Below are 25,705 nucleotides of genomic sequence, written 5' to 3'. Positions count from 1 at the left end.
CTCACCCCGGGAAGTTCCTGGGGAGTAGGTCGAAATGCACACTTACCCGAGGACACTCGCGATGTGCGCATCGACGGCTCTGACCATGGTGAGGAAGACGTCCCGGGACACGAGCACATAGGTCCCACCGTCGATGTACTCGCTCAGGACGAACTCGGTGACGTGGTTCGCATAGCGCGCCCGGAACACCCAGCGCCCGCAGGTCCCCGCCGGGAATGTCCCGATACAGGAGACGGCCGCCGACGGAGCGGTCAAGTGCAGCGAGGAGATGTCCTCGAACACGGGATCTCCATAGTCCGTATCGTTGAACTGCCTGCCCTGAGGTACCGCGTCGAACTCGGCCTGGGCCCGCTCCGGGTTCTGGTACGTGAGTATTTCCTGGAGAAGCGCGAAGTCGCCCTTCTCCGCTCTTCCCCAGGCGCGAGTGAGTGACTCGTTCGCGCCGAAATGGGACAGCCGGGAATCGCCGATGCGATCGTCCTGGCGACCTGCCACCAGTTCCGCGACGGCCGCCGGACGAGGAAGTTTCGCGTCGGGGATGAGCAGCCTCTCGGCCGGCACTGAACGAGTGCCGGAGAGCCCGCTGACAGACGGACCACGGCTGGCGGATGGACTCCTGCTGGGAGACGGACCGCCGGTGGGGGCTGGGCCGCCGCTGATGGACAGATCGCTGCCGACGGATGGACCACCGTTGGGAGACGGGCCGCCGCTGAGAGCTGAACTACCGCTGGTGGAGAGGCCATCTCCCGCCCGGGAGAGACCTCCGCCTGTCCACAGGACGATTCCCGCAGCGGCGAATAACACGGTGGCGCTGAAAGCGACGACCAGCCCGCGGCGCGTCATTGATCCTCCCGACCAACTGTGGATCCTGTCCGCCGGAACCTTGATGAAAGCGCGGGCGTGAAGTCCCGTGGTGGATCGGAATGTACGAGGTGAACTCTGCTTCCCGCAGGTTCTGCACCAGGATTTAACGCCATATGCGGGTCTTCGCCGCAACTCAGGTCGTGACGGCTCCGACCGTGGGCAGGGGCAGCCGGACCGCCGGGGGCAGTGGGGCCGGGACCGGGTCGGCCATGAACGACTGGAGCATGAGGGCCGCGAAGCGGCGGGTGGCGGCGACGCGCGTCTCGGGGGAGTCGGCCCGGATGCCGTCGCCCGCCATCAGCGCCATGACGAGGTCGTCGAGAACGAAGTCGCGCCGCAGCGGGCCCGCCTCCTTCGCCCGCCGGACGAGTTCGAGCAGCATCCACAGCGAGCGGTCACGCTCGGCGGCGAAGATCGCCTGGGGGAGCGGCGAGGTGAAGGCGCGGGCGAACCCCCGGTCGAGGGCGTGCATCTCCATGAGCCGCTCGACCACCAGCCGGAACCCCACCCACGGATCGGTCGCCGCCAGCCCCTCTTCGATGACCGCAGAACATATCGCCATCTGCTCGGCGAACGCCCCGGCCAGCAGGGCGTCTTTGGTGTCGAAATGGCGATAGACGGTCGCGGGACCGACCCCGGCCCGCCGGGCGATCTCGCGGATCGGCACGTCGAGGCCCTCGGTGGCGAACGCCAGGCGGGCCACCGCGAGGATGCGCTCGCGGTTGTCACGGGCGTCCGAACGGAGCTTCGTTCCCACTTCAGCCGTCATCGCTCTCACTTTAGCCAAACGGACGGGGCGTTCCGTTACGGTCCCCGGCATGAGAGCAGTCGAGTTCAACGAGTACGGCCCGGCCGATGTCGTCCACGTGACCGAAGTTCCGGAACCCCACGCCGGACCTGGGGAGATCCGCATCGCGGTGCGGGCCTCCGGGGTCGTGACCGGTGACACCCGGATCCGCTCGGGCGCCCTGCGCGACGTGGTGCCCGTCGTCTTCCCCTACCGCACCGGCTTCGACGCGGCCGGTGTCGTGGACGAGATCGGCGACGGCGTCACAGGTGTGGGTATCGGCGACGAGGTGTTCGGCGCGGCCGACCCCCGCAGGCGGGGCGCCAACGCCGATTTCACGGTCCTGACGGCGTGGTCGGCCAAACCGGCGTCGTGGACGTGGGAGGAGTCGGCCGGCGCGGCAGGTGCGATCGAGACGTCGACCCGGGTACTCGACCGGCTGGGCGTCGGCGCCGGGCAGACGGTGCTCGTACAGGGTGCGGCCGGTGGCACGGGAGCGGTCGCGGTGCAGATCGCGGTCGCCCGGGGCGCCGTCGTCATCGGGACGGCCCGCGAGCACAACCACGACTTCCTGCGCTCCCTCGGGGTGGTCCCGACGACGTATGGCCCGGGTCTGGTGGAGCGAGTCCACGCACTGGCTCCCGATGGAGTGGACGCGGTCTTCGACTGCGCCGGGGGCGCGCTACCCGACCTGATCGCCATCACGGGAGACCCGGCGCGCGTGGTCACCATCGCCGACATCACGGCGAAGTCCCACGGGGTGCACATGTCCCATGGGGCGGTCGCCGCCGAACCGGGCGGCCCGGTGGGCGCGGCCGACCCGGTCGCCTGGCACGGCCTCGCCATGGCGGTAGCGTTCGCCGCCGAGGGTCGGCTACGGATCCCGGTCGCGGCGTCGTTCCCGATCGAGGATGTCGTGGCGGCACACCGGCTCGCGGGGTCACGCCACGCCCCGGGGAAGATCGTGCTGACGCACTAGGTCGCGCTTCCCGGATCGGCCTTCCGCGTCGAGCGCACGCCGACAAAGCGGCGTATCGGATTTTCGCATCCCGCCACGGATTCCACCCACACGACGAACGCCCGGCGAATAGGCCGGGCGTTCCTCGTCAGCGGATGGTTCGCCGACGGGTCGGCGCGATCAATAGGTGTAATCCTTGCTGTATCCGTCGACGATCAAAATGCCGTTCACCCAGACGGACGCGTATTGCCTGTAACGCTTGCCGGACACCATGGGCGCGGTGATGGCCGGTTTGTATCCGACGGTGCAGGCCTCGGTCTTGCCGTTGCTCGGATAGATGATGTTCTCCTGGGCTCCCGAGGAGCTGAAGCGCCGAATCCATCGGAGGATCTGGCACGTCGAACCGATGCTTCCCCGTGCGTTGACGTACAGGTCGGCGAAGACGGTGACGCCGTTGTCCGCCGTACAGATACCGATGTTCCAGCCACTCCCCGTCTTGGTGGCGCAACCGCCGCCGGCCGCCGCCGCCGGCGAGGAGGGAAGTGCCGTCGCCAGCAGTGTCGCGATCGACGCTGCGGCCATTGCCCTGCGTCCGAGCATTTTCTCTCCTCCGGTGGACCGTTTCGGTGTACGCAGTCGCATCCTCCTTCCGGCGGCTACATTTCGTGTATATGCGCCCGGCGCCCCACGTCAGGAAAGGTGCGTCTTTCGCGCTGGCTCAACTCGACCGGCACCGAACTCGGCAGCTGCCATACGTACGAGTTCGGCCTCATGCCGTGATCGTCAAATCCCGTCGCGGAAAGCGCATGATCGTCGACGGTCAGGATTGCGGAAGCCGGAAGCCCGCGCGAACACATCTGGCCCGCCATGCGCTGGTCGCTGCACCCCGGCATCGCTGCTTGGGACCTATCGGAGTAGGGCCAGGGTGTCGCCGTAGCCCGTGAGCAGGTGCCCGTCAGGGGTGGGGGCCAGGGCGAGGATGGGGCTGGGTAGCCGCAAGAGTGGGCCCGATTCCTTCAAGGTCGCGGGGTTCCACGTGCGGATCGTGCCGTCTTCGCCGCCGGTGATCACCCGGGTGCCTTCCGCCGTGGTGATGAGTTTCACGTCGCCCACAGTGCCCTCGTGGCCGGTCAGTAGGCCGAGTTCCTCGCCGGTGGCCCGCGACCAGACGCGGACCGTCTCGTCATGGCCGGAACCCACCACGTAGGCCGCATCGAAGTCGACCGACCAGCACTCCGCCTTCATACCCGTGAACGTCGCCGTGCGGCTGCCGGTGGTCAGGTCCCAGAGGTTGATCTCGCCGTCGACGTGGGATGTGACGGCGTCGGTTCCCATGACCGCCGCGTCCATGACGAATGTGGTGAATTCGGTGAGGGCCGCCGTCTGCTGTCGGGTCGTCAGGTCCCACACGCGGATCGTCTGGTCGTCGTCCGAAGCCAGGGCGTGGGGTCGGCCGTCGAGCTGGGCGACGGCGACGGCCCAGACCTCGGTTTCGATGCCGTCGAGGACACCGGCGGGCGAGAGGGTGGTCAGGTCCCACAGGCTCAGGGACCAGTCGCTGCCGATGAGCGCGTGCGGGCGGCCCTCGATGTCGGCGACGGTGACCGACCACAACCGGCCGTCGCCGGCCCACGTGGCCAGGCGACGGCCATCGGCCAGGTCCCAGAGGTGGGCGGTGCCCTCGCTGCCCACGGTGACCGCCGTGCGGCGGTCGCCGACGACGGCCGCCGCCCAGACGTCCTCGTCGTGTGCGGCGGCCGTGGTCCAGGCCGTACTCCACGTGATCATGGAGTCAGCTTAGGGGCGGTCAGAACAGCTCGCAGGTGACGACCGTCTCCGCCGAGCAGAAGTCGGTGGCGGCGCCGCCCTCGGCGTAGTCGCCCAGGCCGGGGCCGCCCATGAGTTCGTCGCCGCCGCCGTTGCCGATCAGGATGTCGTCGTCCTCGTCGCCGTTGACGGTGTCGCGGGCCGAGCCGCCCAGGTAGATGTCGATGCCCCTGTTCAGGAAGACCCTGGCGGGCAGCGACGTCCGGTTCTCGACCCAGTCGTGGCCGTCGCCCGTGCTGATCTGGATGTTGGTGACGCCCGCGCTCGGGCAGCGCACGGTGGCGGCGTTGGGCTTGACGCAGCCCGGCGTGACGGCGTTCATCGTGTCGTTCGGGTTGGTGACGACGATGAACGCGCCGTCCGTGCTCACGACGATGGAGTTGTTGACGTTGCTCGCCGCGACGGTCAGCTTGCCGCCGCTGCCGATCGACACCCCGGTGGTCGCCTGGGCGGGGGAGGCGCCGAGCAGCGTCAGGGGGAAGGCGAGTAAGCCGGCCGACAGGGCCAGGGCGCGCTTGGTGGAAATCTTCACGGTGCAGCTCCTGTGTGTAGAGGTGTTTCCTGCTGCCTGAAGACTCCCGTCCACGCCCTCGCGGCGAATCGGTAGTTGCTACGGAGTTTGCGAACGTCAAGCTACGTCAAGAAAGTTTCGGTGCCGTGTAACACGCCGCCACCTTGCCGTCCTCGATCAACCGGCCGTCACGCCCCGGTTGTGTCGAGTCGAAAGTTTCGAAACTATTGACCCTAACGTTCGTTACATCTACGTTTACTGCGATCGGTCGCACATAGAGGGATGGGGTCAGATGAGAGCTGCGCTGCTGGAACAGGTAGGGGCGCCTCTCGTGGTGCGCGATCTCGATCTCGATCCGCCGGGGCCCGAAGAGGTGCTCGTGCGGATCGAGGCCGCGGGCGTCTGCCACAGCGACCAGCACTACCTCGCGGGCGACCTCAAGTGCCCCCTTCCGGTCGTGCCGGGGCATGAGGGCACCGGCGTGATCGAGGCGGTCGGGCCGGGGGTGACCCGCTACAAGGCGGGCGACCGGGTCTGCCTCATGTGGCGGCCGAGGTGCGGCCAGTGCCGCAACTGTCTCGTCGGACGGCCCGCACTCTGCGAGGCCGCCGGGATCATGGTCGGCTCGGGCGGCCTGCTCGACGGCACCACCCGCCTCAGCGCCGACGGCCAGAAGGTGCACCACCTGCTCGGCGTCTCCTGCTTCGCCGAATACGCCGTCGTCTCGGAGCGAGCGGTCGTGCCGGTGCCCGACGGGGTGCCGCCGGAGATCGCCGCCATCGCGGGCTGCGCGGTTATCACGGGCGTCGGCGCGGTGCTCAACGCGATCGGCGAGTGCGCCGGTGACGGCATCGTCATCTTCGGCGCGGGTGGGGTCGGCCTGTCGGCCGTCCAGGGCGCGGTGCTCGCGGGCGCCAATCCGATCATCGTGGTGGACGTCGTCGCGGAGCGCCTGGAGATGGCCGAGCGGCTCGGTGCCACCCACACCATCGACGCCTCGGCGGAAAACGTACAGGAACGCATGCTGGAGATCCGCCCCGGCGGCGCCGAGTGGGCGATCGAGGCCATCGGGCGGCCCAGCACTCTGGAAACGGCCTTCGAGGTGCTCCGGCCCGGCGGGACCCTGGTCGCGGTCGGGCTCGGCAAGGTCGGCCAGACCTTCAACGTGCCGGTCAACCTGCTCGTCCAGCGGGAGAAGAGGGTGGTCGGCAGCCTCTACGGCTCCGCCAACCCCCTCATCGACCTGCCGAAACTCTTCGACCTCTACCTCGCCGGGCGGCTCCCGCTCGACCTCCTGGTCGGCAACCGCTACCGGCTCGACCAGATCAACGAGGCGTTCGCCGACCTCACCGGGGGCGCCGTCGGCCGAGGGGTGATCGTGCTGTGACCGCATACGCCAGCTACCCGAGCCTGCGCGACAAGGTCGCCCTCGTCACGGGCGGCGCGACCGGCCTGGGCGCCGAGTTCGTCGCCCAGCTCGCCGCCCAGGGCGCGAAGGTCGCCTTCGTCGACATCGACGACGAGGGCGCCCAGGCGCTCACCGACCGGGCCCTCTACCTCCACGCCGACGTCACCGACATCGACGCCCTGCGCACCGCCATCGGCATGATCGAGGCGGCGCTCGGCCCGATCTCGATCCTGGTCAACAACGCCGCCAACGACACCCGCACCGGCATCGAGAAGCTCGAACCCGCCGACTGGGACCAGGGCATCGCGGTCAACCTGCGCCACCAGTTCTTCGCCGCCCAAGCCGTTCTGACCGGGATGCGCTCCCTCGGGGGCGGCTCGATCATCAACCTCGGCTCGGTCAGCCCCCATGTCGGACTGCTCGGGCTGCCCGCCTACGTCTCGTCGAAGTCGGCCATCGAGGGCCTGACCAAGATGATGGCCCGCGAGCTCGGCCCCGACCACATCCGGGTCAACTGCGTCATCCCCGGCTGGGTGTTCACCGAACGGCAGCTCACCCATTGGGTCACCCCGGAGGTCCGGGAGAAACTGGCGGAGCTGCAGTGCCTGCCCGACAACCTCGACCCCGCCGACGTGGCGCGGATCGTGTTGTGGCTGGCCGCCGACGACAGTGCCATGTGCACCGGACAGAACTGGATCGTGGACGCCGGATGGATGATGTGAACGAGAACGCGAAGAGGCGCAGCCAGCACTGGTTCGGCGCCGAGGGCCGCTCCGGCATGCTCTACCGCTCCTGGATGCGCAACCAGGGCTTCGGCGCCGAGGTCTTCGACGGCCGCCCGGTGATCGGCATCGCCAGCACGTGGTCGGAGCTCGCGCCGTGCAACGCCCACCTCGACCGGGTGGCCGACGCCGTCAAGCGCGGCGTCTGGATGGCGGGCGGCTTCCCGCTGGTGTTCCCGGTCATGGCGACCGGCGAGACGCTGCTGCGGCCGACCGCGATGCTCTACCGCAACATGCTCGCCATGCAGGCCGAGGAGCTGATCAGGGCCAACCCGCTCGACGGCGTCGTGCTGCTGTCGGGCTGCGACAAGACCACGCCCGGCCTGCTCATGGGCGCCTCCAGCGTCGACCTTCCGTCGATCATGGTGACCGGCGGCCCGATGCTGAACGGCAAGTTCCGGGGCCAGGACGTCGGCTCGGGCACCCACGTGTGGAAGTTCGAGGCCGAGATCAAGGCCGGCCGCATGTCGGTCGAAGACGGCTACATGGCCGAGGGCTGCATGGCCCGCTCGAACGGCCACTGCATGACGATGGGCACCGCCTCGACGATGGCGTGCCTGGCCGAGGCGCTCGGCATGCAGCTCCCCGGCTCGGCCTCCTGGCCCGCCGTCGACGCCCGCCGCTTCGAGGTCGCCCAGGAGGCGGGCAAGCGCATCGTGGCCATGGTCGAGGAGGACCTGAAGCCCAGCCAGATCATGACGCGCGCCGCGTTCGAGAACGCGATCCGCGCCAACGCCGCGATCGGCGGCTCGACCAACGCGATCGTCCACCTGACCGCGCTGGCCAACCGGCTGGGCGTCGACCTGTCGCTCGACGACTTCGACACCCTCGCCCGCGACGTCCCGACCATCGTCGACCTGATGCCCTCGGGCCGGTTCCTCATGGAGGACTTCTGCTACGCGGGCGGCCTGCCGGTCGTGCTGCGCCAGCTCGACGAGGCGGGTCTGCTCAACGCGGGCGCGCTGACCTCCACCGGCCGCACCATGGGAGAGAACGTCGCGGACGCGGAGAACTGGAACACCGAGGTCATCCGCCCGATGACCACGCCGCTCCAGCCCGCCGGCACCGGCACCGCGATCCTGCGCGGCAACCTCGCCCCCAACGGCGCGGTCATCAAGCAGTCGGCGGCCTCGCCCGCGCTGATGACCCACGTCGGCCGGGCCCTGGTGTTCGACTCGCCCGAGGCCTACCACGCGGTCGCCGACGACGACGACCTCGACGTCACCGCCGACGACATCCTGATCATCCGGGGCGCCGGGCCGAAGGGCTACCCGGGCATGCCCGAGGTGGCCAACGTGCCGCTGCCCGCCAAGCTGCTGCGCGCCGGGGTGACCGACATGGTGCGCATCAGCGACGGCCGGATGAGCGGCACCGGTTTCGGCACCGTCGTCCTGCACGTCTCCCCGGAGGCGGCCGTCGGCGGCCCGCTCGCGCTGGTCCGCACGGGTGACCGCGTCGAGCTGAACGTGCCGGCGCGCAGCCTGACCCTGCTGGTCTCCGACGAGGAGCTGGCGGAGCGCCGGGCCGCGTGGGCGCCGAAGAAGCACGAGGACGACAGCGGCTACCGGTGGCTCTACCGGGAGCACGTGCTGGGGGCCGACGGCGGCGCCGACTTCGACTTCCTCGTCGGCGGACGTGGCAGCGCCGTGCCGCGCGACTCGCACTGACCTCGGTACGATCGGTTGGTGTCCGACTCGTTAGATTCTCGCGTGACCGTCGCCGACATCGCCGCCGAGGCGGGGGTGTCCAGGGCGACGGTCTCGAAAGTGCTCAACGGCCGCTCGGACGTGGCGCCCGCCACCCGGTCGCAGATCGAGTCGCTGCTCGCGACCCGGGGATACGTCCCGACCAAGCGCACCAAACGGCCCCTCCACCTGCCGCTGCCGAGGACGACACCCCGCAGGGGCGGCCTGCTGGAGCTGGTGGTCAGCGACGCCGGGTCGCCGTGGGCCGCCGAGATGATCCGCGGCGCCGAGATGGAGGCCAGGTCGGCCCGGGTCGGCATCGTGGTGTCGGTGCTGGAGAGCGCCCCGGGTCACGGGCAGCAGTGGCTCGAAGACATCGCCGACCGGGCGCCGGGCGGCATCATCCTGGCGCTGTCCGAGCTGACCCCGGGCGACCACGCCCGCATCGCGAAACTCGGGCTCCCGGCCGTGCTGGTCGACCCGGTCGGTGACGCCGACGGGACGATTCCGTCGATCGGCGCGGGCAACTGGGGCGGCGGCATGGCCGCCGCGAAACACCTGGTCGATCTCGGCCACCGCCGCATCGGCGTCGTCACCGGGCCGATGAGGCTGCTGTGCAGCCAGGCGCGGCTGGCCGGTTACCGCGCGGCGTTGGAGCGTGCCGGGATCGCGCTCGACGACGACCTCGTCCAGCACGGCGACTTCCACTACGCCAGCGGGTTCGCGCTGGCCCTGGCCCTGCTGGGCCGCCCCGACCCGCCCACGGCGATCTTCACCGGCAACGACGAACAGGCCTTCGGCGTCTACGCCGCGATCCAGGAGCGGGGCCTGCGGGTGCCCGACGACGTCAGCGTCGTCGGGTTCGACGACGTGCCGATGGCCCAGTGGATGACCCCGCCGCTGACCACGGTCCGGCAGCCGATAGCGAAGATGGCCGCCCTCGCCGTGCGCTCCCTCCTCGGGCATCAGGACGGCACCGAGATGACCGAGGGCCGGGTCGAGCTGTCGACCAAGCTCGTCGTCCGGGGCAGCACCGGCCCGGTGAGTGCCTGATCCGTCCGGTCACCCGACCGGCCCGGCCCTGACGCCGGGTCTCCCCGCGGGCCTACCGTGGTCGTCATGAGGGTCCTGGTCGTGGTGCTGCCCGAGGTCAACCTGCTGGATCTCGCCGGTCCCGTGCAGGTGTTCGACGCGGCGGCCCATGAGGGCGCGGGCTACCGGGTGGAGTACGTCGCCGACCGGGCCGACGTGGTCTCCGCGCAGGGGTTGCGGCTGGCCGGTCTCGGCGCGCTGCCGGATGTGTCCGCCGGAGATCTGGTGCTGGTGCCGGGCCCCCGGCTGCGGGCGCCGACCGCCGAGCGTCCGCTGGTGCCCGCGACGGTGGTCGGCTGGCTGCGGGCCGCCCATCGGGACGGCGCGCGGATCGCGTCCGTCTGCTCGGGGGCGGCGGCCCTCGGGGAGGCGGGGCTGCTCGACGGGCGGCGCTGCACGACCCACTGGTCGCTCATCGAGGCGATGCGCCTGCGCTATCCGGCCGCCCGCGTGCAGGATGCGGTCCTGTACGTCCACGACGGCCCGGTCAGCACCAGCGCGGGCATCTCGGCCGGCATCGACCTCGCCCTGTCGCTGGTCGAACACGACCACGGCCCCGCCCTGACCGCGTCGGTCGCCCGCCAGCTGGTCGTCTACCTGCGGCGCACCGGGTCACACGGGCAGATCAGCCCGTTCCTGGAGCACCGCGCGCACCTCCATCCGGCCGTGCACCGCGTGCAGGACCACCTGGCGCAGCACCTCGACGCCCAGCACACCCTCGCCGACCTCGCGGCGGTCGCGCACCTGTCCCCCCGGGGGCTGAGCCGCGCGTTCACCGCGACGATCGGGATCACCCCTCTCGAATACCGGCAGCGCCTGCGGCTCGACCTGGCCGCCACCCTCCTCGCCGAGACGGAACTGACCGTCGAGGAGATCGCGGCCCGGTGCGGCTTCCACGACGCCCGTCACTTCCGCCGCCTCTTCGGCGCCCGCTACGGAAGTTCCCCTTCGGCCCTGCGCCCCAAGAACCACTGATTCGGAGATCCCCCATGGTCAGGATGCTGGTATTCGTGCTGCTCGGAATCCTCACGATCGCGGGGGTGGGCGCCGCGGGGGTGGCCGTGACGATGCACGACTCGTTCCGGCCGTCGTCGGCCACGGCTCCACCGGGAGGCTGGCCGGAGGCCGCCGCGATCCCGCCGGGGCGGACCGTCGTGGCCGTGGTGGTGGGGGACACCGGTTCGGTCGCCGCCGACGTGCTCGCGTCCTACGAGGTGTTCGCCCGCTCGCCGCGCTTCGCCGTCTCCACGGTGTCCGTGCGCCGGGAGCCCGTGCCGCTGTCGGGTGGCCTTCATCTGCTGCCCGACCGGGCGCTGGACGAGATGGACCGCGACCCCGACGTGGTCGTGGTGCCCGCCGTGGTCGATCCCACGGGAGAGCGGGAGGCACCGCTCCGCGCGTGGATCGCCCGGCAGGCCGCGCGGGGCGCCCGGATCCTGGGCGTGTGCGCGGGAGCGGAGTTCCTGGCCGCGACCGGGGTGCTCGACGGCCGCCGCGCCACGTCGTTCTGGGCCGGCATCGACCCGCTCCGGCGGTCCCACCCGGAGGTCTCCTGGGTCGCGGGGGAGCGTTACGTCCAGGACGGGCCGATCACCACCACCGCGGGCGTGACTTCAGGCGCGGTGGGCGCGCTGCGCCTGGTGGAGCAGCTCGCCGGGGCCGCCGAGGCCGAGCGGGTGGGGAAGGAGATCGCCTACCCGCACTGGTCGCTCGACGGTCCGACCGCGATCGCCGAAAATCGGTTCGCCCTCTCGGACCTGCCCTACGCGCTGAACGCCGCCTTCCCGTGGTGGCGGCCGACGACCGGGATCGAGCTGGCCGACGGCGTCGGCGAGATCGACGTCGCCGCCGCCTTCGAGGCCTATTCGGGCACGTCGTTCGCCACCCGCGCGGTCCCCGTCGCCGCCCGGCAGACGGTCACGACCCGGCACGGCGCCGTGCTGGTCGCCGAACCGGATCCCCCGGCCGTCGACCGCACGGTCGTCCCCGGTGTATCCCGGCGGCCCGGCGAGTTCAGCCTCGACCCCGTCCTGCGCGATCTGGCCGTCCACACCGACCGGGCCACCGCCCGCGTGACCGCCAAGTTCACCGAATATCCAGCCGATCACCTGACGCTGACGGGCCCCGCCTGGCCATGGCGGCCCACGATCCTGTGCGCCGCCACGCTCCTGGTCGTCGGCTTCGCCGTCATTCGCTGGGGTAGACCAGCCCGGCCTGGGCGCGGACCTCGTCCATCGTCCCCATGATCTGGCAGGTCTCCGCCAGAGTCAGGATCGGGCTCTCCAGCAGGCCGGCCCGCACGCAGCGGGCGACCTCCTCGGCCTGGAAGCGCAGCCCGTTGCCGGGCACCTCGAAGGTGTAGCGCTCGACCGCGCCGCTCCGCTCGGTCAGCGTGAACGACGTCGGGCGGTACCACCACGGGTCGAGGTCGATGCGCGCGTCCGTCCCGGCGATCGAGGCGCGGTTGGGCAGGAACGCCTCCATGCTGCTGACGGCCACGCCCTGGCGGCCGCCCGAGTAGCCGGTGATGACCGAGGTCTGGCCGTCGACGCCGGTGTCGCCGAACTGGGTCGAGGCGGTCACCGTGTCGGGCGCCCCGAAGACCATCGACAGGAACGAGACCGGGTAGACGCCCAGGTCGAGCAGCGCGCCGCCGCCGAGGTGCGGGTCGAACATCCGGTGTACGGGGTCATGACGGAACCAGACCCCGTGCTCGGCCACCACGAGCCGCACGTCGCCGAGCCGCTCCTCGGCGAGCAGTTCGCGGATGCGGACCATGTGGGGCAGGAATCGCGTCCACATGGCCTCCATCAGGAACACGCCCCGGGCCTTGGCCACGGCGACCAGTTCCTCGGCCTCGCTCCGGTTGATGGTGAACGGCTTCTCCACCAGCACGGCCTTGCCCGCCTCGATCGCCGCCAGGGCGCCCGCGTGGTGCGCGGGGTGGGGGGTGGCGACGTACACGGCGTCGATGTCGTCGGCCGCGAGCATCGCGGCCAGGTCACCGGAGGAACGGGGCGCGCCCACCTCGGCGGCGAAGGCCTCGGCGCGGGCGGCGGTCCGCGACCCGACGGCGACCAGCTCACCGGCGTCGGTCAGGCGCAGGTCACTGGCGAAGGCGGCGGCGATGCCGCCGGTGCCGATGATCGCCCAGCGCAACGGTTCACTCATGACGTCTCCCTAGTAAGAAAAGGGGGTGGCCCCGTCGCCGACCAACGGACCACCCCCCTGATGTCCGTCACGCGCAGGTGACGGACGCCTCCATGACACGCTCGAAGCCGACATGGCGCCGCGAACCGGTCATCGTGACGGAGAGGGTAGCGCGGACGTCCGCGCTCGACGCACCCACCCTCAGCTCGACCGCACCCGGGTCGACCTGCCGCCGCCACGAAGCCCCGGTGTAGGAGGTCTGGTCGGCGTGCAGGGTGAGGGTCAGCTCACGGCTCTCACCGGGGGCCAGGTCCACCCGCTGTGCCGCGATGAGCTGCTGGAGCGGCCGGGCCACCTCGGCGACCGGGTCGTGCAGGTAGACCTGGACGACCTCGGAGGCCGCCCGCTCGTTCTCGTTGCTCAGCGTCACCTTCACGTCGAAGGTGCCGTCGGTGGCCCACTCGCCGGAACCGGTGACCTCGCCCCAGGTGACGGGCGCGTAGGACAGGCCGTGGCCGAAGGCGAACAGCGCGGTCGGGTCGACGTTGCTGACCTCGCTCTTCTGGGCCAGCGTCGCGCCGAGGTAGGTCGCGGGCTGGTTGCCGCCGTCGCGCGGGAAGCTGACCGGAAGACGTCCGGCCGGGTTGGCCCGCCCCGACAGCACGTCGGCGAGCGCCGAGGCGCCCTCCTCGCCGGGGAAGAACCCGCAGACCACGGCGGCCAGCCGGTCGATCTGACGGCCGAGCTCGTAGGGACGGCCGACCAGCAGCACCAGCACGACCGGCTTCCCGGTCGCCAGCAGCGCCTCCAGCAGCTCCTCCTGACGGCCCGGCAGCGCCAGGCCGGGGGCGTCGCAGCCCTCACCGGAGGTGCCGCGCCCGAACAGCCCGGCCTGGTCGCCGAGAACCGCCACGACCACGTCGGCGTCGGCCGCCGTCGCGACCGCGGCCGCGATGCCCTCGTCGTCGCCGCCGGTCACCGGCACGCCCTGCGCGTAGGCGACGTCGTACTCGCTCTTGAGCGCGTCGAGCAGGGTGGGGATCTCGACGCCCATACCCGTCTCCGGGTGGTGCACGCCCACGTGCATCGGGAACGAGTAGCAGCCCAGCATGGCCTGCGCGGTGTCGGCGCGCGGGCCCACCACGGCCAGCTTCACGCCCGGCGCGAGCGGCAGCGTCGCGTCCCGGTTGTGCAGCAGCACGATCGACCGGCGGGCCAGCTCACCGGCGAGCTCGCGGACCTCGGGGCCGTCGAGCACGACGTCGTCCTCGGTGAGGATCGGCGGCTCGGGGTTCCAGTCCTCGTCGAGCAGGCCTAGCTCGACCTTCTGCACCAGCACCCGGCGCAGCGCGCGATCGATCAGCGCGACGTCGACGTCGCCCTTCTCCACCGCCTCGACCAGCGCGGGCCCGAAGGTGTTCACGGTCGGCAGCTCGACGTCGATGCCGGCGGTCAGCGCCAGCCGCGCCGCCTCGGTGGGCGAGTCGGCCACGTGGTGCAGCGTCTGGAGGAACGCGACGGAGAAGTAGTCGGCCACGACCGTGCCGGTGAACCCGTAGGTGTCGCGCAGCAGGTCGGTCAGCAGCGTCGCGTCGGCCGCGACGGGGGTGCCGTCGATGTCCGCGTACGAGTTCATCACCGACCCCGCGCCCGCGCGCAGCGCCATCTCGAACGGCGGCAGCAGCACGTCGGCGATCTCCCGCCGGCCCGCCGACACCGGCGCGAGGTTACGCCCGCCCTTGGACGCCGAGTAGCCCACGAAGTGCTTGAGCGTGGCGACGACACCCTGCGACTGGACACCCCTGATGTAGGCGCTCCCGATGATGCCTACCAGGTGGGGGTCCTCGCCGATGGTCTCCTCGACCCGGCCCCAGCGCAGGTCACGGGCGACGTCCAGCACCGGGGCCAGCCCCTGGTGGACGCCGAGACGGCGCATGGTGACGCCGATCTGGGCGCCCATCCGCTCGACCAGCTCGGGGTCGAATGTGGCGCCCCAGCACAGCGGGTTGGGGTAGACCCCCGCCTGCCAGGCGGCGACGCCGGTCAGGATCTCCTCGTGCACGAGCGCGGGCACGCCGTGCCGCCCGGCCGTCATGAGCGACCGCTGGGCCGCCGCCAGGGTGGCCGCGCCCTTCACCGGGTCGACCGGCGTGGTGCCGAACGGCCGGGTGAGCTGCCCGATGCCGTCCTTGACCAGGTCGTCCCAGGGGATCGGCAGCGCGGTGAACTCGTGCTGGTGGGGGGCCATCTCGCCGTCGGTGTTGTCGATGCCGACCCACACGCCGTAGAGCTGGGCGATCTTCTCGGGCAGGCTCATCCGCGCCATCAGCGCCTCGACCCGCTCCTCTGGGGACCGTCCCGCGTCTTTCCAAGGGGCGGGTGTGGTGGTGATGGTCATGTGTTTCTCCGATTGATACAGCAGGTCATTCCGGGGGTCATTCCGGCCATCCGCCGGATGGGGGCGCGAGCCGGTCGAGTTCGTCCCACAGATCTGCGGGAAGGGGGAGGTCGGCGAGCGCCAGGGTCGCGGCGACGCGCCCGGGTTCGGAGACGCCGACGATCGTGGACGTCACGCGCGGGTCGCGCAGCGAGAACTGGAGCGCCGCCGCCGACAGGGGCACGTCGTACTTCGCGCACGCCGCCTGCATCGCCCTGACCGCCTCACGGACCGACTCGGCGGTCTCGCGGTAGGCGTAGCGCGGCTGGGCGTCGGGCCCCTTCACGAGCATGCCGCCGCCGTAGGGGGCGCCGTTGACGAACGCGACGCCTTGGGCGACGGCGTCGTCCATGAGCGGCCCGGCGGAGCGGTCGACCAGGGTCCAGCGGTTGTGGTTGATGACGGCCGCGAACACCCCGGTGCCGACGAACTGCCTCATCATGTCGACGGGCCCGCCCGCGATGCCGAGGTGGCCGATCACGCCCTCGTCGCGCAGCGCGACCAGGGCCTCGACCGCGCCGCCCGGAGCCATCGCCTCCTCGAAGGTGATGTGGAACTCGGGGTCGTGCAGGTACATGACCGGCACGAAGTCGACGCCGAGACGCTCCAGGCTCTCCTCCACCGAGCGGCGCACCCGCTCGCCGTCGAAGGCACCCGTGTCCGGATCGGCGTCGGCCTTGGTCGCCAGGACGAACCCGTCGGGCACGCCCCGGCGCCGGATGACGGCCCCGATGCGGCGCTCGGCCGAACCGGCGCCGTAGTTGTTGGAGGTGTCGAGGAAGTTGACCGGGCCGTCGAACACCGCGCTCACGGTGGCCTCGGCGCGTTCGTCGTCGACGGCGTAACCGTAGAGGGCGGGCATGCTGGCCAGCGGGCTGGTGCCGATGCAGATCGGCGTCACACTGAGGCCGGTCCGGCCGAAGGGCCTGGTGTCCATGGTCAGATCACGAACCTGTTCGCGGGTCGGCCCCGGTGGCCGGGCTCGGCCCGGAAGATCGCACCGGCGGCGGGCTGGTCTCGGAGCTGGTCGGGGGAGAGCTCTTCGGTGGACGTCGAGATGTACAGCACGTCCAGATCGGGTCCGCCGAAGGCGCACGACGTCACCTGGGAGACGGGCAGCTCGATGATCACGTCGGGTTTACCGGCCACGTAGCGGACCACCCGGCCGCCGCCCCAGAACGCCACCCACACCCCGCCGTCGGCGTCGACGGTCAGGCCGTCGGGCATGCCCGAGAGGTCGGAGGTGTCGGCGAAGGTCCGGCGGCCGGTGAGGGCGCCGGTCGTCACGTCGTAGTCGAAGACGTCGATCTTCTTGGTCGGGGTGTCCACGTAATAACAGAGGGTCCCGTCGGCCGACCAGTCGATGCCGTTGCTGCACGTCACGCCGGTCAGCACGGTGTGCAGCGAGCGGTCGGCGTCGAGGCGGTAGAGCTCGGCGGCGCCGGTGGTGAAGGCGTAGGCCATGCTCCCGGCCAGGTAACGACCGGCCGGGTCGACGCCGCCGTCGTTCATGCGGATCTCGGGCCGGTTCGCCAGTGGCGAGGCCAGCCGTTCGGTGATCACGCCGCCCGAGGTCAGCGCCATCCCGTCGCCGTCGGCGATCAGCAGGGTCGCCGGGTCGGTGGTCATGTGGACGGCGGTCACCGGCGCGGGCAACTCGACCCAGTCGGCGTCCGCGAACACCCGGCCCCTCGGGATGTCGACGAACCGGAGCAGGCCCGCGACGTCGTCCCAGGTCACGCCCTCCAGGTGGACGCCGCCGACCTCCAGCCAGACCTCCGGCCTCACGGGGCGGGCGCGGTGACCGCGTCGAGCGCCGCATGGTGCGCCCGGACCAGCCGGCCGAGCACCTCGTCGGTGGCGGCGTCGGGACGGGTCTGCTCGGGGTTGGCCTCCCGCCAGGCGTGCAGCCGCCGGGCGCCCTCCGACCAGGTGGTGGTGGGGTTGAAGGCCGGGACGAAGCGCTTGATCTTGCTGTTGTCGAAGACCGCCGTGTGGGCGAGGTCGCCGAGGATCAGCGTCGACCAGAACCAGTCGGGGGCCACCTTCGGCAGGAACTCCGACGGCAGGTGCACCAGACGGGGCTCGACACCGGCCGTGCGGGCGATGATGCCGTAGATCTCGTCCCAGGTCAGCGACTCGTCGGAGGTGATGTGGAAGTCCTCGCCGAGCGCCTGCCAGTTGCCGACCAGACCGGCCAGGCCGACGGCGAAGTCGCGCGCGTGGGTGAGGGTCCACAGGCTGGTGCCGTCGCCGGGGACGAGCAGTTCGTCGCCGCGGGCGATGCGGTCCCAGGCCGTCCAGTCGCCGGGGAGCGGCGGGTTGGCGTCGTCGTAGGTGTGCGACGGGCGGACGATCGTGACCGGGAACGCGCGCTCCGCGTAGGCGGCGTGCAGCACGTCCTCGGCGGCGATCTTGTCGCGCGCGTAGGCGAGGTAGGGGTTGCGCCGGTTCGTCGACTCGGTGACCGGCCACTGCCGGACCGGCTTGTGGTAGATCGAGGCCGAGCTGATGTGGACGTACTGCCCGACGCGGCCCTCCAGGAGGCCGACCATCTGGGCGGCGTCGTCGGCGCCGAAGCTGAGGAAGTTGACGACGCTGTCGAAGGCGGTGCCCTCGAACGCCGCCTTGAGGGACGCGGGGTCCTGCACGTCACCCGTGATGGGCGTGACGCCCTCGGGCACGGGGCGCTTGCTCGACTGGCCGCGGTTCAGGACGTACACGTCCTGACCCAGGGCGACCGACTCGGCCACGCACGACGAGCTGATCGTGCCGGTGCCGCCGATGTAGAGAACCTTCATGGTGGACTCCTCTAGTTCCGCGACTTGCCGGCGTACCAGTCCTCGAAACCGTTCTCCACGACGCTGATCAGCAGGTCGTCGTTGCGGATGCCGAGGTCGGCCAGGTTCTTCGCGATCAGGTCGAACGTCGCCCACTTGGTGGACACGTCGTACATGTGCACCATCTGGATCTGGATGCTGATCAGGTCGCGGCGGTCGACACCGTTGTACCCGGGGTCCGCGACGAGCTCGCCGGGGGCGTGCGTGCGGAAGATCTGAAACTTGTCGGTCGGGTCCATCCCGAGCCCGTCCACGAGTGCCTGATGGACGCCTTCGCTGATCTGCGGGCCGAGCCGTTCGGCGAGGGAACGGTCAAGGTCGATCTGCACGAGAGGCACTGGGACTCCTTAAAGAAAGTTTCGGGAATTATCCGAAACTCCGATCGTTCGGTGACAACGTAGAGCTGTCTTTCCGGGACGTCAAGGCTGTTTCGAGGAAGTTTCGGACGCCGCACCGGTGCTGTCCCTGATCACCAGGCTGGTCGAGAGCTCCAGCCGCAGCGGCTCTCCGCCCGGGTGCTCCACCTCCAGCACGTTGCGGACGGCCAGCACCGCCATCTGCGCCAGCGGCTGGCGGATGGTGGTGAGTTTCGGGGCCAGCCACTCGCAGAGCTCGGTGTCGTCGAAGCCGACGACGCTGAGGTCCTCGGGCACGCGCAGGCCCCTGGCCCGCATCTCCTCGTACACCCCGGCGGCCTGCTGGTCGGAGGCGGCGAACACGGCGGTGGGGGGTTCTTGCAGGTCAAGCAGCTCGGCGGTGCCGCGACGGCCACTTTCCGGATAGAAGTCGCCGGGCCTGATGAGGCACTCGTCGACCGGCAGGTTCGCGCGGCGCAGCGCGGCGCGGTAGCCGTCGAGGCGCTCCAGGCTGCACGGCACGCCGTCGGGTCCGGTGATCATCCCGATGCGCCGGTGGCCGAGGTCGATCAGGTGCTCGGTGGCCGCGAAGCCGCCGGCCCAGTTGGTGGCGCCGATCGTCGGGATGTCCTTGTCGTAACCGCCGACCTGGTCGATGACGACGAAAGGCGCGTCGATCGTGCGCAACCGGGTCGCCGACAGATGCTGGGTGCCCGATCCGACGAGGACGACGCCGTCGGTCGGCCGGGAGGCGATGGCGGACAGCCATTCGCGGGGATTCGCCTGCCGGTCGTGGGTCACCGTCAGCACCAGCCGGGCGCCGAGCCGATAGGCCTCCTGCTCCGCCCCGCGCAGCAGTTCGCTCGCCCAGGCGGTGTCGAGCTCGGTGATCACGAAGTCGACCAGACCCACTTTGCGCGGCTCTGACCTGGCCCTTCGCTGGTAGCCTGTGGCCTCCAGCGCAGCCTGCACGCGACGGCGCGTGGCAGGGCCGACGGCGTCCCGGCCGTTGAGCACCTTGCTCACGGTCGGTACGGATACCCCCGCCTCCGTGGCGACCATCGCGATGGTCACCCGGTCGGCTCGGCTGGCTGCGGCCCGCTTAGGCACGACACCTCATCATGCGTAGATTCGATCTGTCGAAACTTTCTAACACCGTAGCACCGGCAGGGTCGGTGCCGTCTAGAGCGCATTTGAACTGCGAAAACTCGGATGTCTGTGCAGGATGGCCCGGATATGGTGGGCGGGTGAGGGGCCGTACAAGATCCAGAGTTTCGAAACTCAACGGAAACAATTTAGCTCAGATTCTTGACACTGCCGAGAGCTCGATGTTTCTCTCTTTCGAGACCGCTTTCGAAACTTTCGGAGTTTTCGGAAGCCTTGCCTGATCCGGCTCTCGTCGTTCGGTCGAATCCGTCGACAGTTCTCACTGGGGCGCGGAACGGCGTCAGTACCACGGTGCGTGCCTACCACGCGCAAGGAGAGTTCACATGCTGGGATCTTCGCGGATCTGGAAGCGTCGTCCCCTCGGCTTCGCCGCCGCCCTCATGAGCGGAGCGTTGGTGCTGGCCGGCTGCGCCGGCGGCGGCACTCCCGCCCAGAACGCGGCTCAGGGTGCCGACCAGGGATCAGCCGACTCCGGTGAGGTCAACTGGTGGGGCTGGACGCCCGACCAGGCCGTCGCCGACAAATACATCGCGGAATTCAACAAGGTCCACCCGAACATCAAGGTGACCTTCAAGAAGCTGACCATCGACGGCTACGACGCGGCGATCCGCCCCGCCCTGGCCTCCTCGGTCGGCCCGGACGTCTTCGACGTCGCCCCCGGTTCCGCCAACGGCTCGGTCGACATCTACGGCGTCAACGCCGTGGACCTCAAGCCCGCCGTGGAGAAGGCGCTGGGTGCCGACTGGGAGTCGAAACTCGCTCCGATCGGTGTGTCCAGCCTGAAGAACGGCGACAAGCTCGCCGCCCTGTCGGTCGGTTCGGTGTTCTCCGGCACGGTCTGGATCAACAAGGACCTGTTCGACAAGTACAACCTCCAGCCCCCGACCAACCTCGACGAGTGGAAGAAGGTCTGCGAGACCTTCAAGGCCAATAACGTCGGATGTTTCGTGCAGGGCGCCGCGCAGACCGCGTTCAACGAGGACACCCTCCAGGCCATCTCCAACAACGTCTCCCCGGGCGTGTGGGTGAAGGCCATCGCCGGTGAGGTGCCGTGGACCGACCCGACGATCGTCAAGGCGCTGACCCTGTGGAAGGGCCTGTTCGACGACGGCATCATGCAGGAGGGCGCGCTGGGCACCCAGCAGTACCCCGACGCCAACAACGGCTTCATGTCCGGCAAGTACGCCATGGTCATGATGGGCTCCTGGTACATGCAGTACTCGACCGTCGACGGCATGACCGCGGCGATCTCCGGCGCCGGCGTGGCCGACCCCAAGCCGTTCACCCAGCTGCCGATCCGCTTCCCCGACATCGCCGGCACCGGCAACGTCGGCGGCGTCTACGGTGACGCCGACTTCGGCCTGGCCGTCAGCCAGAAGTCGAAGAACATCGCCGCCGCGACGACCTTCGCCACCTGGCTCGGCACCACCGCCGAGGGCCAGCAGGTCGTGGCCGACATCCTCAACGACATCCCCGCCCTGGTCACCGCCCAGCCCAACTGGGACAACGTGAAGCTGGTCAACCCCGAGGTGCAGAAGCCCGCCCTCGAGCAGCTCATCGCCGACGCCGGCAAGTCGTCCGAGCCGCGCCTGGCGACCGTCAAGGCCGACCTGCAGACCGCGATCGGCGTCGCGTCCACCACCGTGGCCGCCGGCGAGGCAACGCCAGAAGAGGCCGCCGCCACGCTGCAGGAAACCGCCTCCAAGATCCAGTAACCCCCGAGGACGGAACCCTTGACCTCCACGACCACATCGAAGACCGGGCGCCGTCCTTCCGGTCACTCCGCTCCGGGCCGCAAGGCCCGGAGCGGGGCGACCCGCCCCTCCGGCCTTCCCTGGATCCTGCCCGCGTTCGTCTTCGTGGTCGGAATCCTCTACTACTGCATCATCGAGACCGGATACCTCTCCACTCTCGACTGGGACGGGGTCAACCCCAACCCGACCCCGGTGGGCTTCGACAACTACACGAAGCTCTTCCAGGACCCGATCTTCTACCAGGCGATCTGGCACACGGTGATCTTCTTCATCGTGACCTTCGCCGTGCAGACCGCGCTCGGGTTCGGCTTCGCGGCGCTGCTCCACTCGAAGATCAAGCTGAGCACCTTCTACAAGGTGATCGTGTTCACCCCGGTCGTCATCGCCCCCGCGACGATGGCACCGGTCTTCCGGCAGATGTTCGCCGCCGACGGCCAGCTGAACAGCTTCCTCGACTTCCTCGGCCTGCACTTCCTGTCGCAGCCCTGGCTGGCGCAGTCGAGCACCGCGATGCCGGTGATCATGTTCATCACCGTCTGGAACTACACAGGTCTGACGTTCATCCTCTACTACGCGGCGATGGGCCAGATCGACCCGGAGATCCTGGAAGCGGCCCGGACCGACGGCGCCAGCAACTTCCGCACCCTGGTCAGCATCGTGTGGCCGGGCGTCCGCGGGACGACGGTGGCCCTGGCCATGCTGGGCGTCATCGGCGCGCTGAAGACCTTCGACGTGCCCTACCTGGTGACGATCGGCGGCCCCAACTACGCCACCGAGTTCCTCGGCACCTACATCTACCGGATGAGCATCCCCAGCGCCCACGTCGGCTACGGCGCCGCACTGTCGGTCATGCTCCTCATCCTGGCCCTGCTCGGCGCGATCCTCGTGGCCACGCGATCCAACCGGAAGGACGGTGACACGGGTGTTTGAGGCCCGCCGCCTGTCGACGAAACTCCTGCTCCAGGTTCTCGTCACCCTTCTGGCGATCCCCTACCTGTTCCCCCTGGTCGTCATGGTGCAGGGCTCCCTGTCGGGTGAGGGCTGGGGCAACTACAAAGCGGTCTTCGAAGTCGGCGCCATCGGCACGTTCTTCAAGAGCAGCGTCATCATCTCGATCTGCACGATCGCCATCGTGTACGCCCTGACGATGCTGGCCTCCTTCGGATTCTCCAAATTGCGCGTCCGCAACAAAGAGGTGTTCTTCTGGATGATCCTGGCGGCGCTGACGCTGCCCGAGGTCGTCCTGCTCACCCCGCTGTTCGCCACGACGCTGTCCCTCGGCATCTACGACACGTATTGGGCCGTGATCCTGCCGCTCGCCGCGCTGCAGATCCCCTTCACGGTCCTGATCGCCCGCCGGTTCGTCGACGGGGTGCCCGACGCGCTGTTCGACGCCGCCCGCATCGACGGCGCCAGCACGTGGATCGCCTTCCGCTCCATCGTCCTGCCGATGACCCGTCCGATCGCCGCGGCGATCGTGGTGCTGACCCTGATCGGCTCGTGGAACTCCTACCTGCTGCCGCTGGTGCTGATCCAGGACCCGGCCCAGCAGACGGTGACGCTGCTGCCGCAGTACTTCGTCAGCCAGTTCAGCAACGACCAGACCAAGGTCCTGGCCAGCGCAGTGATCACGGCGATCCCCGAGATCCTCGCCTACCTCTGCCTCCAGGGCCTCTTCGAGCGCGGCCTGTCCGCCGGCGCCATCAAGTAAAGGAACACGGTAAAAATGACCTTCCTCCGGGTCGAAGGACGCCAGATCGTCGACGAGTCGGGCGCCGCCATCCGCCTGCGCGGCGTCGCGGTCGGCGGCTGGCTCAACATGGAGAACTTCATCACCGGCTACGCCGCCAACGAGGCGCTCATGCGCAGCACGGTGCGCGAGGTCCTCGGTGACGACAAGTACGAGCTGTTCTTCGACCGCCTCCTGACCGCCTTCTTCAACGAGGACGACGCCAAGCTGCTGGCCGAGATGGGCATGAACTGCGTCCGTCTCCCCGTCAACTACCGTCACTTCGAAGACGACGAGCGGCCCTTCGAGTTCAAGACCGAGGGCTTCAAGCACCTCGACCGGGCCGTGGAGGCGTGCGCCAAGCACGGCATCTACACCGTGATCGACCTGCACGCCCTGCCCGGTTCGCAGAACCACCACTGGCACTCCGACAACATCACCCACCGTCCCCTGTTCTGGGACCACCCCCACTTCCAGGACCGCGTGGTCGAGATGTGGAAGCACATCGCCGAGCACTACAAGGACAACCCCTGGGTGGCCGGCTACAACCCGATCAACGAGCCCGCCGACGAGTCGCGCAAGGTGGTCGGCCCCGTCTACACCCGCCTGGTCAACGCCATCCGCGCCATCGACGACCGGCACATCCTCTTCCTGGACGGCAACACCTACTCCACCGAGTTCGACGTCTTCGACGAGCCGTGGGACAACACGGTGTACGCCGCCCACGACTACGCCGCACCCGGCCTGGGCGGCGGCGGTCCCTACCCGGGCGAGACCGCCGGGAAGCACTGGGACAAGTCGACCCTGGAGGAGAAGTACGCCGAGCGAACCGAGTACAGCAACCGCACCGGCACCCCGGTGTGGGTCGGCGAGTTCGGCCCGATCTACACCGGCAGCGAGCCGCGCGACGCCGAACTGCGCCAGCTCCTGGCCGACCAGCTGGAGATCTTCAAGCGGGACGACGCCGGCTGGTCGATCTGGATGTACAAGGACCTGGGCCGCCAGGGACTGGTCATGGTGCGTCCCGACTCCCCGTACATGAAGCGGTTCGGCGACTTCGTCGCCAAGAAGGTGCGTCTGGGCGCCGACCAGTGGGGGAGCGACGGCAAGGGCGTCGCCGAGGTCACCGGCCCCTACTACAAGATGATCGCCGACGAGTTCCCCGGCTTCGACCCCTACCCGTGGGGCCAGTACGACTGGGTGCGCACCCTGCTGCTCAACCTGACGGTCGCCCAGCCGCTCGCCTACGAGTACGCCGAGCTGTTCCGCGGCCTGACCGACGACGAGCTGATCGCCCTGGCCGACTCGTTCGCGCTGGCCAACTGCGACGTCCGCACGACGCTGCGCGACCAGCTGATCGACGGCTAGAGGTACAGGCGCGTCCACTCCTCGAAGGTCGTCACGGGGATGCCGAACGCCCGCGCGTACTCGGGACGCGCGGGCTGTCCCACGACCCCGGTCCGTTCGTGGGACACGGCGGCCCACACCGGCATCCCCCGGTCGATCGCCTCGTCTTCGGTCAGATCGGGCGCGGCCAGCTCGGTCCCGAGCGCGGCGGAGAGAACCGCGGCGATCTCCGCCATCGACCGGTGGTCGCCCGACAGTTCGAGCTCGATCCCGTGGAACCGCGCGGGATCGGCGATGGCCGCGGCGGCGGCCCGGCCGACGTCGTCGACCGCGACCAGCGAGAGTTTCGTGTCCGGCTTCAGCACCGTGACCAGGCCGCCTTCGACGCCGCGGGGGAACAGGTAGGCGGCCGAGGGCAGGAAGTTCTCCATGAACCAGCCTGGCTTGATCAGCGTCCAGTGGGTGAACCCGGCCTCCCTGATCCGATCCTGGATGGCGGCCTTGGTGGCGTAGTAGGGATCCAGCCCCAGCCACCGCTCGGCGGTGATCCGCTGCCCCGCCCCCGACACCGAGGTGTGCACGAACTGCGGCACCCCCACGCTCCGCGCGGCCTCGATGAGGTTGACGGCCTGCGCGAGCTCGCCGTCGAAGTCGATGGAGGCGCCCTGGAGCCCGTCGACCATCGGCGGCATCTGCATCGAGAACACCGCCCGAGCCCCCTGCGCCGCCCCGACGAGCGAGTCACGGTCGGTGAGATCGCCGGTGACCAGCTCGGCCCCGAGCGCTTGGACCGCCTTGGCCTTCTCGGTGGTGGCGTCACGGACCAGGGCCCGCACGGGAACGCCCTGCGCGAGCAGCGCACGGGCGGTCGCGCCGCCCTGCTGTCCGGTGGCACCGGTGACCAGCACGAAAGACATGGGGACTCCTTGTCAGAATAAACGGCGGGGCCCGCCGTTTCCGTTCTCCGGTACGATACGGAGGACCCCGCCGTTTAGCAATCCCCGAGGTGAA

The 25,705-nt window shown here is 69.9% G+C and carries 24 protein-coding genes; 11 read left to right on the top strand and 13 right to left on the bottom strand.

Annotation, left to right across the window (positions count from 1 at the left end; genetic code table 11):
- Positions 1-42 precede the first annotated feature (42 nt).
- On the bottom strand, positions 43-561 hold the full coding sequence (locus ACYQ78_RS11205) for a hypothetical protein (RefSeq protein ID WP_459800704.1): 519 nt from the start codon (positions 559-561) through the stop codon (positions 43-45).
- Between the two features lie 436 nt (positions 562-997).
- On the bottom strand, positions 998-1,633 hold the full coding sequence (locus tag ACYQ78_RS11200) for a TetR/AcrR family transcriptional regulator (protein ID WP_459800703.1): 636 nt from the start codon (positions 1,631-1,633) through the stop codon (positions 998-1,000).
- 49 nt (positions 1,634-1,682) lie between these two features.
- On the opposite strand from ACYQ78_RS11200, the gene ACYQ78_RS11195 reads away from it, so the two are divergent.
- Positions 1,683-2,630 carry an NADP-dependent oxidoreductase gene (locus tag ACYQ78_RS11195; RefSeq protein ID WP_459800702.1) on the top strand — a complete coding sequence of 316 codons (948 nt, stop codon included), beginning with the start codon at positions 1,683-1,685 and terminating at the stop codon, positions 2,628-2,630.
- A 159-nt stretch (positions 2,631-2,789) separates the two neighbouring features.
- Here ACYQ78_RS11195 and ACYQ78_RS11190 read toward each other — a convergent pair whose 3' ends face one another.
- From ACYQ78_RS11190 to ACYQ78_RS11180, 3 genes are all read right to left on the bottom strand, one after another.
- Positions 2,790-3,209, bottom strand: a complete 420-nt coding sequence (locus ACYQ78_RS11190) for a hypothetical protein (RefSeq protein WP_459800701.1) — start codon at positions 3,207-3,209, stop codon at positions 2,790-2,792.
- 306 nt (positions 3,210-3,515) lie between these two features.
- Positions 3,516-4,397 carry a WD40 repeat domain-containing protein gene (locus tag ACYQ78_RS11185; protein ID WP_459800700.1) on the bottom strand — a complete coding sequence of 294 codons (882 nt, stop codon included), beginning with the start codon at positions 4,395-4,397 and terminating at the stop codon, positions 3,516-3,518.
- Between the two features lie 19 nt (positions 4,398-4,416).
- Positions 4,417-4,968, bottom strand: coding sequence for a hypothetical protein (locus ACYQ78_RS11180; RefSeq protein WP_459800699.1), 552 nt, complete (start codon positions 4,966-4,968; stop codon positions 4,417-4,419).
- A 271-nt stretch (positions 4,969-5,239) separates the two neighbouring features.
- Between ACYQ78_RS11180 and ACYQ78_RS11175 the strand changes: the two genes are divergently transcribed.
- The 6 genes from ACYQ78_RS11175 to ACYQ78_RS11150 all read left to right on the top strand — a co-directional run bounded on the left by ACYQ78_RS11175 (position 5,240) and on the right by ACYQ78_RS11150 (position 12,160).
- A complete protein-coding gene (locus ACYQ78_RS11175) occupies positions 5,240-6,334 on the top strand; it encodes a zinc-binding dehydrogenase (protein ID WP_459800698.1) in 1,095 nt (364 codons plus the stop codon).
- On the top strand, positions 6,331-7,077 hold the full coding sequence (locus ACYQ78_RS11170) for an SDR family NAD(P)-dependent oxidoreductase (protein ID WP_459800697.1): 747 nt from the start codon (positions 6,331-6,333) through the stop codon (positions 7,075-7,077). Before ACYQ78_RS11175 ends, ACYQ78_RS11170 begins: the two co-directional genes overlap by 4 nt.
- On the top strand, positions 7,065-8,804 hold the full coding sequence (locus ACYQ78_RS11165) for an IlvD/Edd family dehydratase (protein WP_459800696.1): 1,740 nt from the start codon (positions 7,065-7,067) through the stop codon (positions 8,802-8,804). The genes ACYQ78_RS11170 and ACYQ78_RS11165 overlap by 13 nt, the downstream gene beginning before the upstream one ends.
- A gap of 18 nt (positions 8,805-8,822) precedes the next feature.
- Positions 8,823-9,875, top strand: coding sequence for a LacI family DNA-binding transcriptional regulator (locus ACYQ78_RS11160; protein WP_459800695.1), 1,053 nt, complete (start codon positions 8,823-8,825; stop codon positions 9,873-9,875).
- A gap of 66 nt (positions 9,876-9,941) precedes the next feature.
- Positions 9,942-10,889, top strand: coding sequence for a GlxA family transcriptional regulator (locus ACYQ78_RS11155; protein WP_459800694.1), 948 nt, complete (start codon positions 9,942-9,944; stop codon positions 10,887-10,889).
- 23 nt (positions 10,890-10,912) lie between these two features.
- Positions 10,913-12,160, top strand: coding sequence for a DJ-1/PfpI family protein (locus tag ACYQ78_RS11150; protein ID WP_459800693.1), 1,248 nt, complete (start codon positions 10,913-10,915; stop codon positions 12,158-12,160).
- Here the strand turns inward: ACYQ78_RS11150 and ACYQ78_RS11145 are convergent.
- The 7 genes from ACYQ78_RS11145 to ACYQ78_RS11115 form a co-directional block, all read right to left on the bottom strand.
- A complete protein-coding gene (locus tag ACYQ78_RS11145; protein WP_459800692.1) occupies positions 12,102-13,085 on the bottom strand; it encodes a Gfo/Idh/MocA family protein in 984 nt (327 codons plus the stop codon). The genes ACYQ78_RS11150 and ACYQ78_RS11145 overlap by 59 nt on opposite strands.
- A 67-nt stretch (positions 13,086-13,152) precedes the next feature.
- A complete protein-coding gene (locus ACYQ78_RS11140; protein WP_459800691.1) occupies positions 13,153-15,462 on the bottom strand; it encodes a beta-glucosidase family protein in 2,310 nt (769 codons plus the stop codon).
- 37 nt (positions 15,463-15,499) lie between these two features.
- Positions 15,500-16,438, bottom strand: a complete 939-nt coding sequence (locus ACYQ78_RS11135; RefSeq protein WP_459800690.1) for an aldo/keto reductase — start codon at positions 16,436-16,438, stop codon at positions 15,500-15,502.
- A 2-nt stretch (positions 16,439-16,440) separates the two neighbouring features.
- Positions 16,441-17,289 (bottom strand): SMP-30/gluconolactonase/LRE family protein, encoded by an 849-nt coding sequence (locus tag ACYQ78_RS11130; protein ID WP_459800689.1) that lies wholly within the window; start codon positions 17,287-17,289, stop codon positions 16,441-16,443.
- Positions 17,286-18,302, bottom strand: coding sequence for an NAD-dependent epimerase/dehydratase family protein (locus tag ACYQ78_RS11125; RefSeq protein ID WP_459800688.1), 1,017 nt, complete (start codon positions 18,300-18,302; stop codon positions 17,286-17,288). The genes ACYQ78_RS11130 and ACYQ78_RS11125 overlap by 4 nt, the downstream gene beginning before the upstream one ends.
- 11 nt (positions 18,303-18,313) lie before the next feature.
- The gene (locus ACYQ78_RS11120) at positions 18,314-18,679 is read right to left on the bottom strand and encodes a tautomerase family protein (RefSeq protein WP_459800687.1); all 366 of its coding nucleotides are present in this window, start codon (positions 18,677-18,679) and stop codon (positions 18,314-18,316) included.
- An 81-nt stretch (positions 18,680-18,760) separates the two neighbouring features.
- Positions 18,761-19,807 carry a LacI family DNA-binding transcriptional regulator gene (locus ACYQ78_RS11115; RefSeq protein WP_459800686.1) on the bottom strand — a complete coding sequence of 349 codons (1,047 nt, stop codon included), beginning with the start codon at positions 19,805-19,807 and terminating at the stop codon, positions 18,761-18,763.
- A 380-nt stretch (positions 19,808-20,187) separates the two neighbouring features.
- On the opposite strand from ACYQ78_RS11115, the gene ACYQ78_RS11110 reads away from it, so the two are divergent.
- The 4 genes from ACYQ78_RS11110 to ACYQ78_RS11095 are packed head-to-tail and all read left to right on the top strand — an operon-like array spanning position 20,188 to position 24,715.
- The gene (locus tag ACYQ78_RS11110) at positions 20,188-21,579 is read left to right on the top strand and encodes an ABC transporter substrate-binding protein (RefSeq protein WP_459800685.1); all 1,392 of its coding nucleotides are present in this window, start codon (positions 20,188-20,190) and stop codon (positions 21,577-21,579) included.
- A gap of 18 nt (positions 21,580-21,597) precedes the next feature.
- Positions 21,598-22,548, top strand: a complete 951-nt coding sequence (locus ACYQ78_RS11105) for a carbohydrate ABC transporter permease (RefSeq protein ID WP_459800684.1) — start codon at positions 21,598-21,600, stop codon at positions 22,546-22,548.
- Positions 22,532-23,329 carry a carbohydrate ABC transporter permease gene (locus ACYQ78_RS11100; protein ID WP_459800683.1) on the top strand — a complete coding sequence of 266 codons (798 nt, stop codon included), beginning with the start codon at positions 22,532-22,534 and terminating at the stop codon, positions 23,327-23,329. The genes ACYQ78_RS11105 and ACYQ78_RS11100 overlap by 17 nt, the downstream gene beginning before the upstream one ends.
- Positions 23,330-23,344: 15 nt before the next feature.
- Positions 23,345-24,715, top strand: a complete 1,371-nt coding sequence (locus ACYQ78_RS11095; RefSeq protein WP_459800682.1) for a glycoside hydrolase family 5 protein — start codon at positions 23,345-23,347, stop codon at positions 24,713-24,715.
- Here ACYQ78_RS11095 and ACYQ78_RS11090 read toward each other — a convergent pair.
- The gene (locus tag ACYQ78_RS11090) at positions 24,712-25,611 is read right to left on the bottom strand and encodes an NmrA family NAD(P)-binding protein (RefSeq protein WP_459800681.1); all 900 of its coding nucleotides are present in this window, start codon (positions 25,609-25,611) and stop codon (positions 24,712-24,714) included. The genes ACYQ78_RS11095 and ACYQ78_RS11090 overlap by 4 nt on opposite strands.
- Between the last annotated feature and the right edge of the window lie 94 nt (positions 25,612-25,705).

The organism is Herbidospora sp. RD11066 (assembly GCF_054661255.1).
This window is presented reverse-complemented; position numbering and strand designations above follow the sequence as displayed.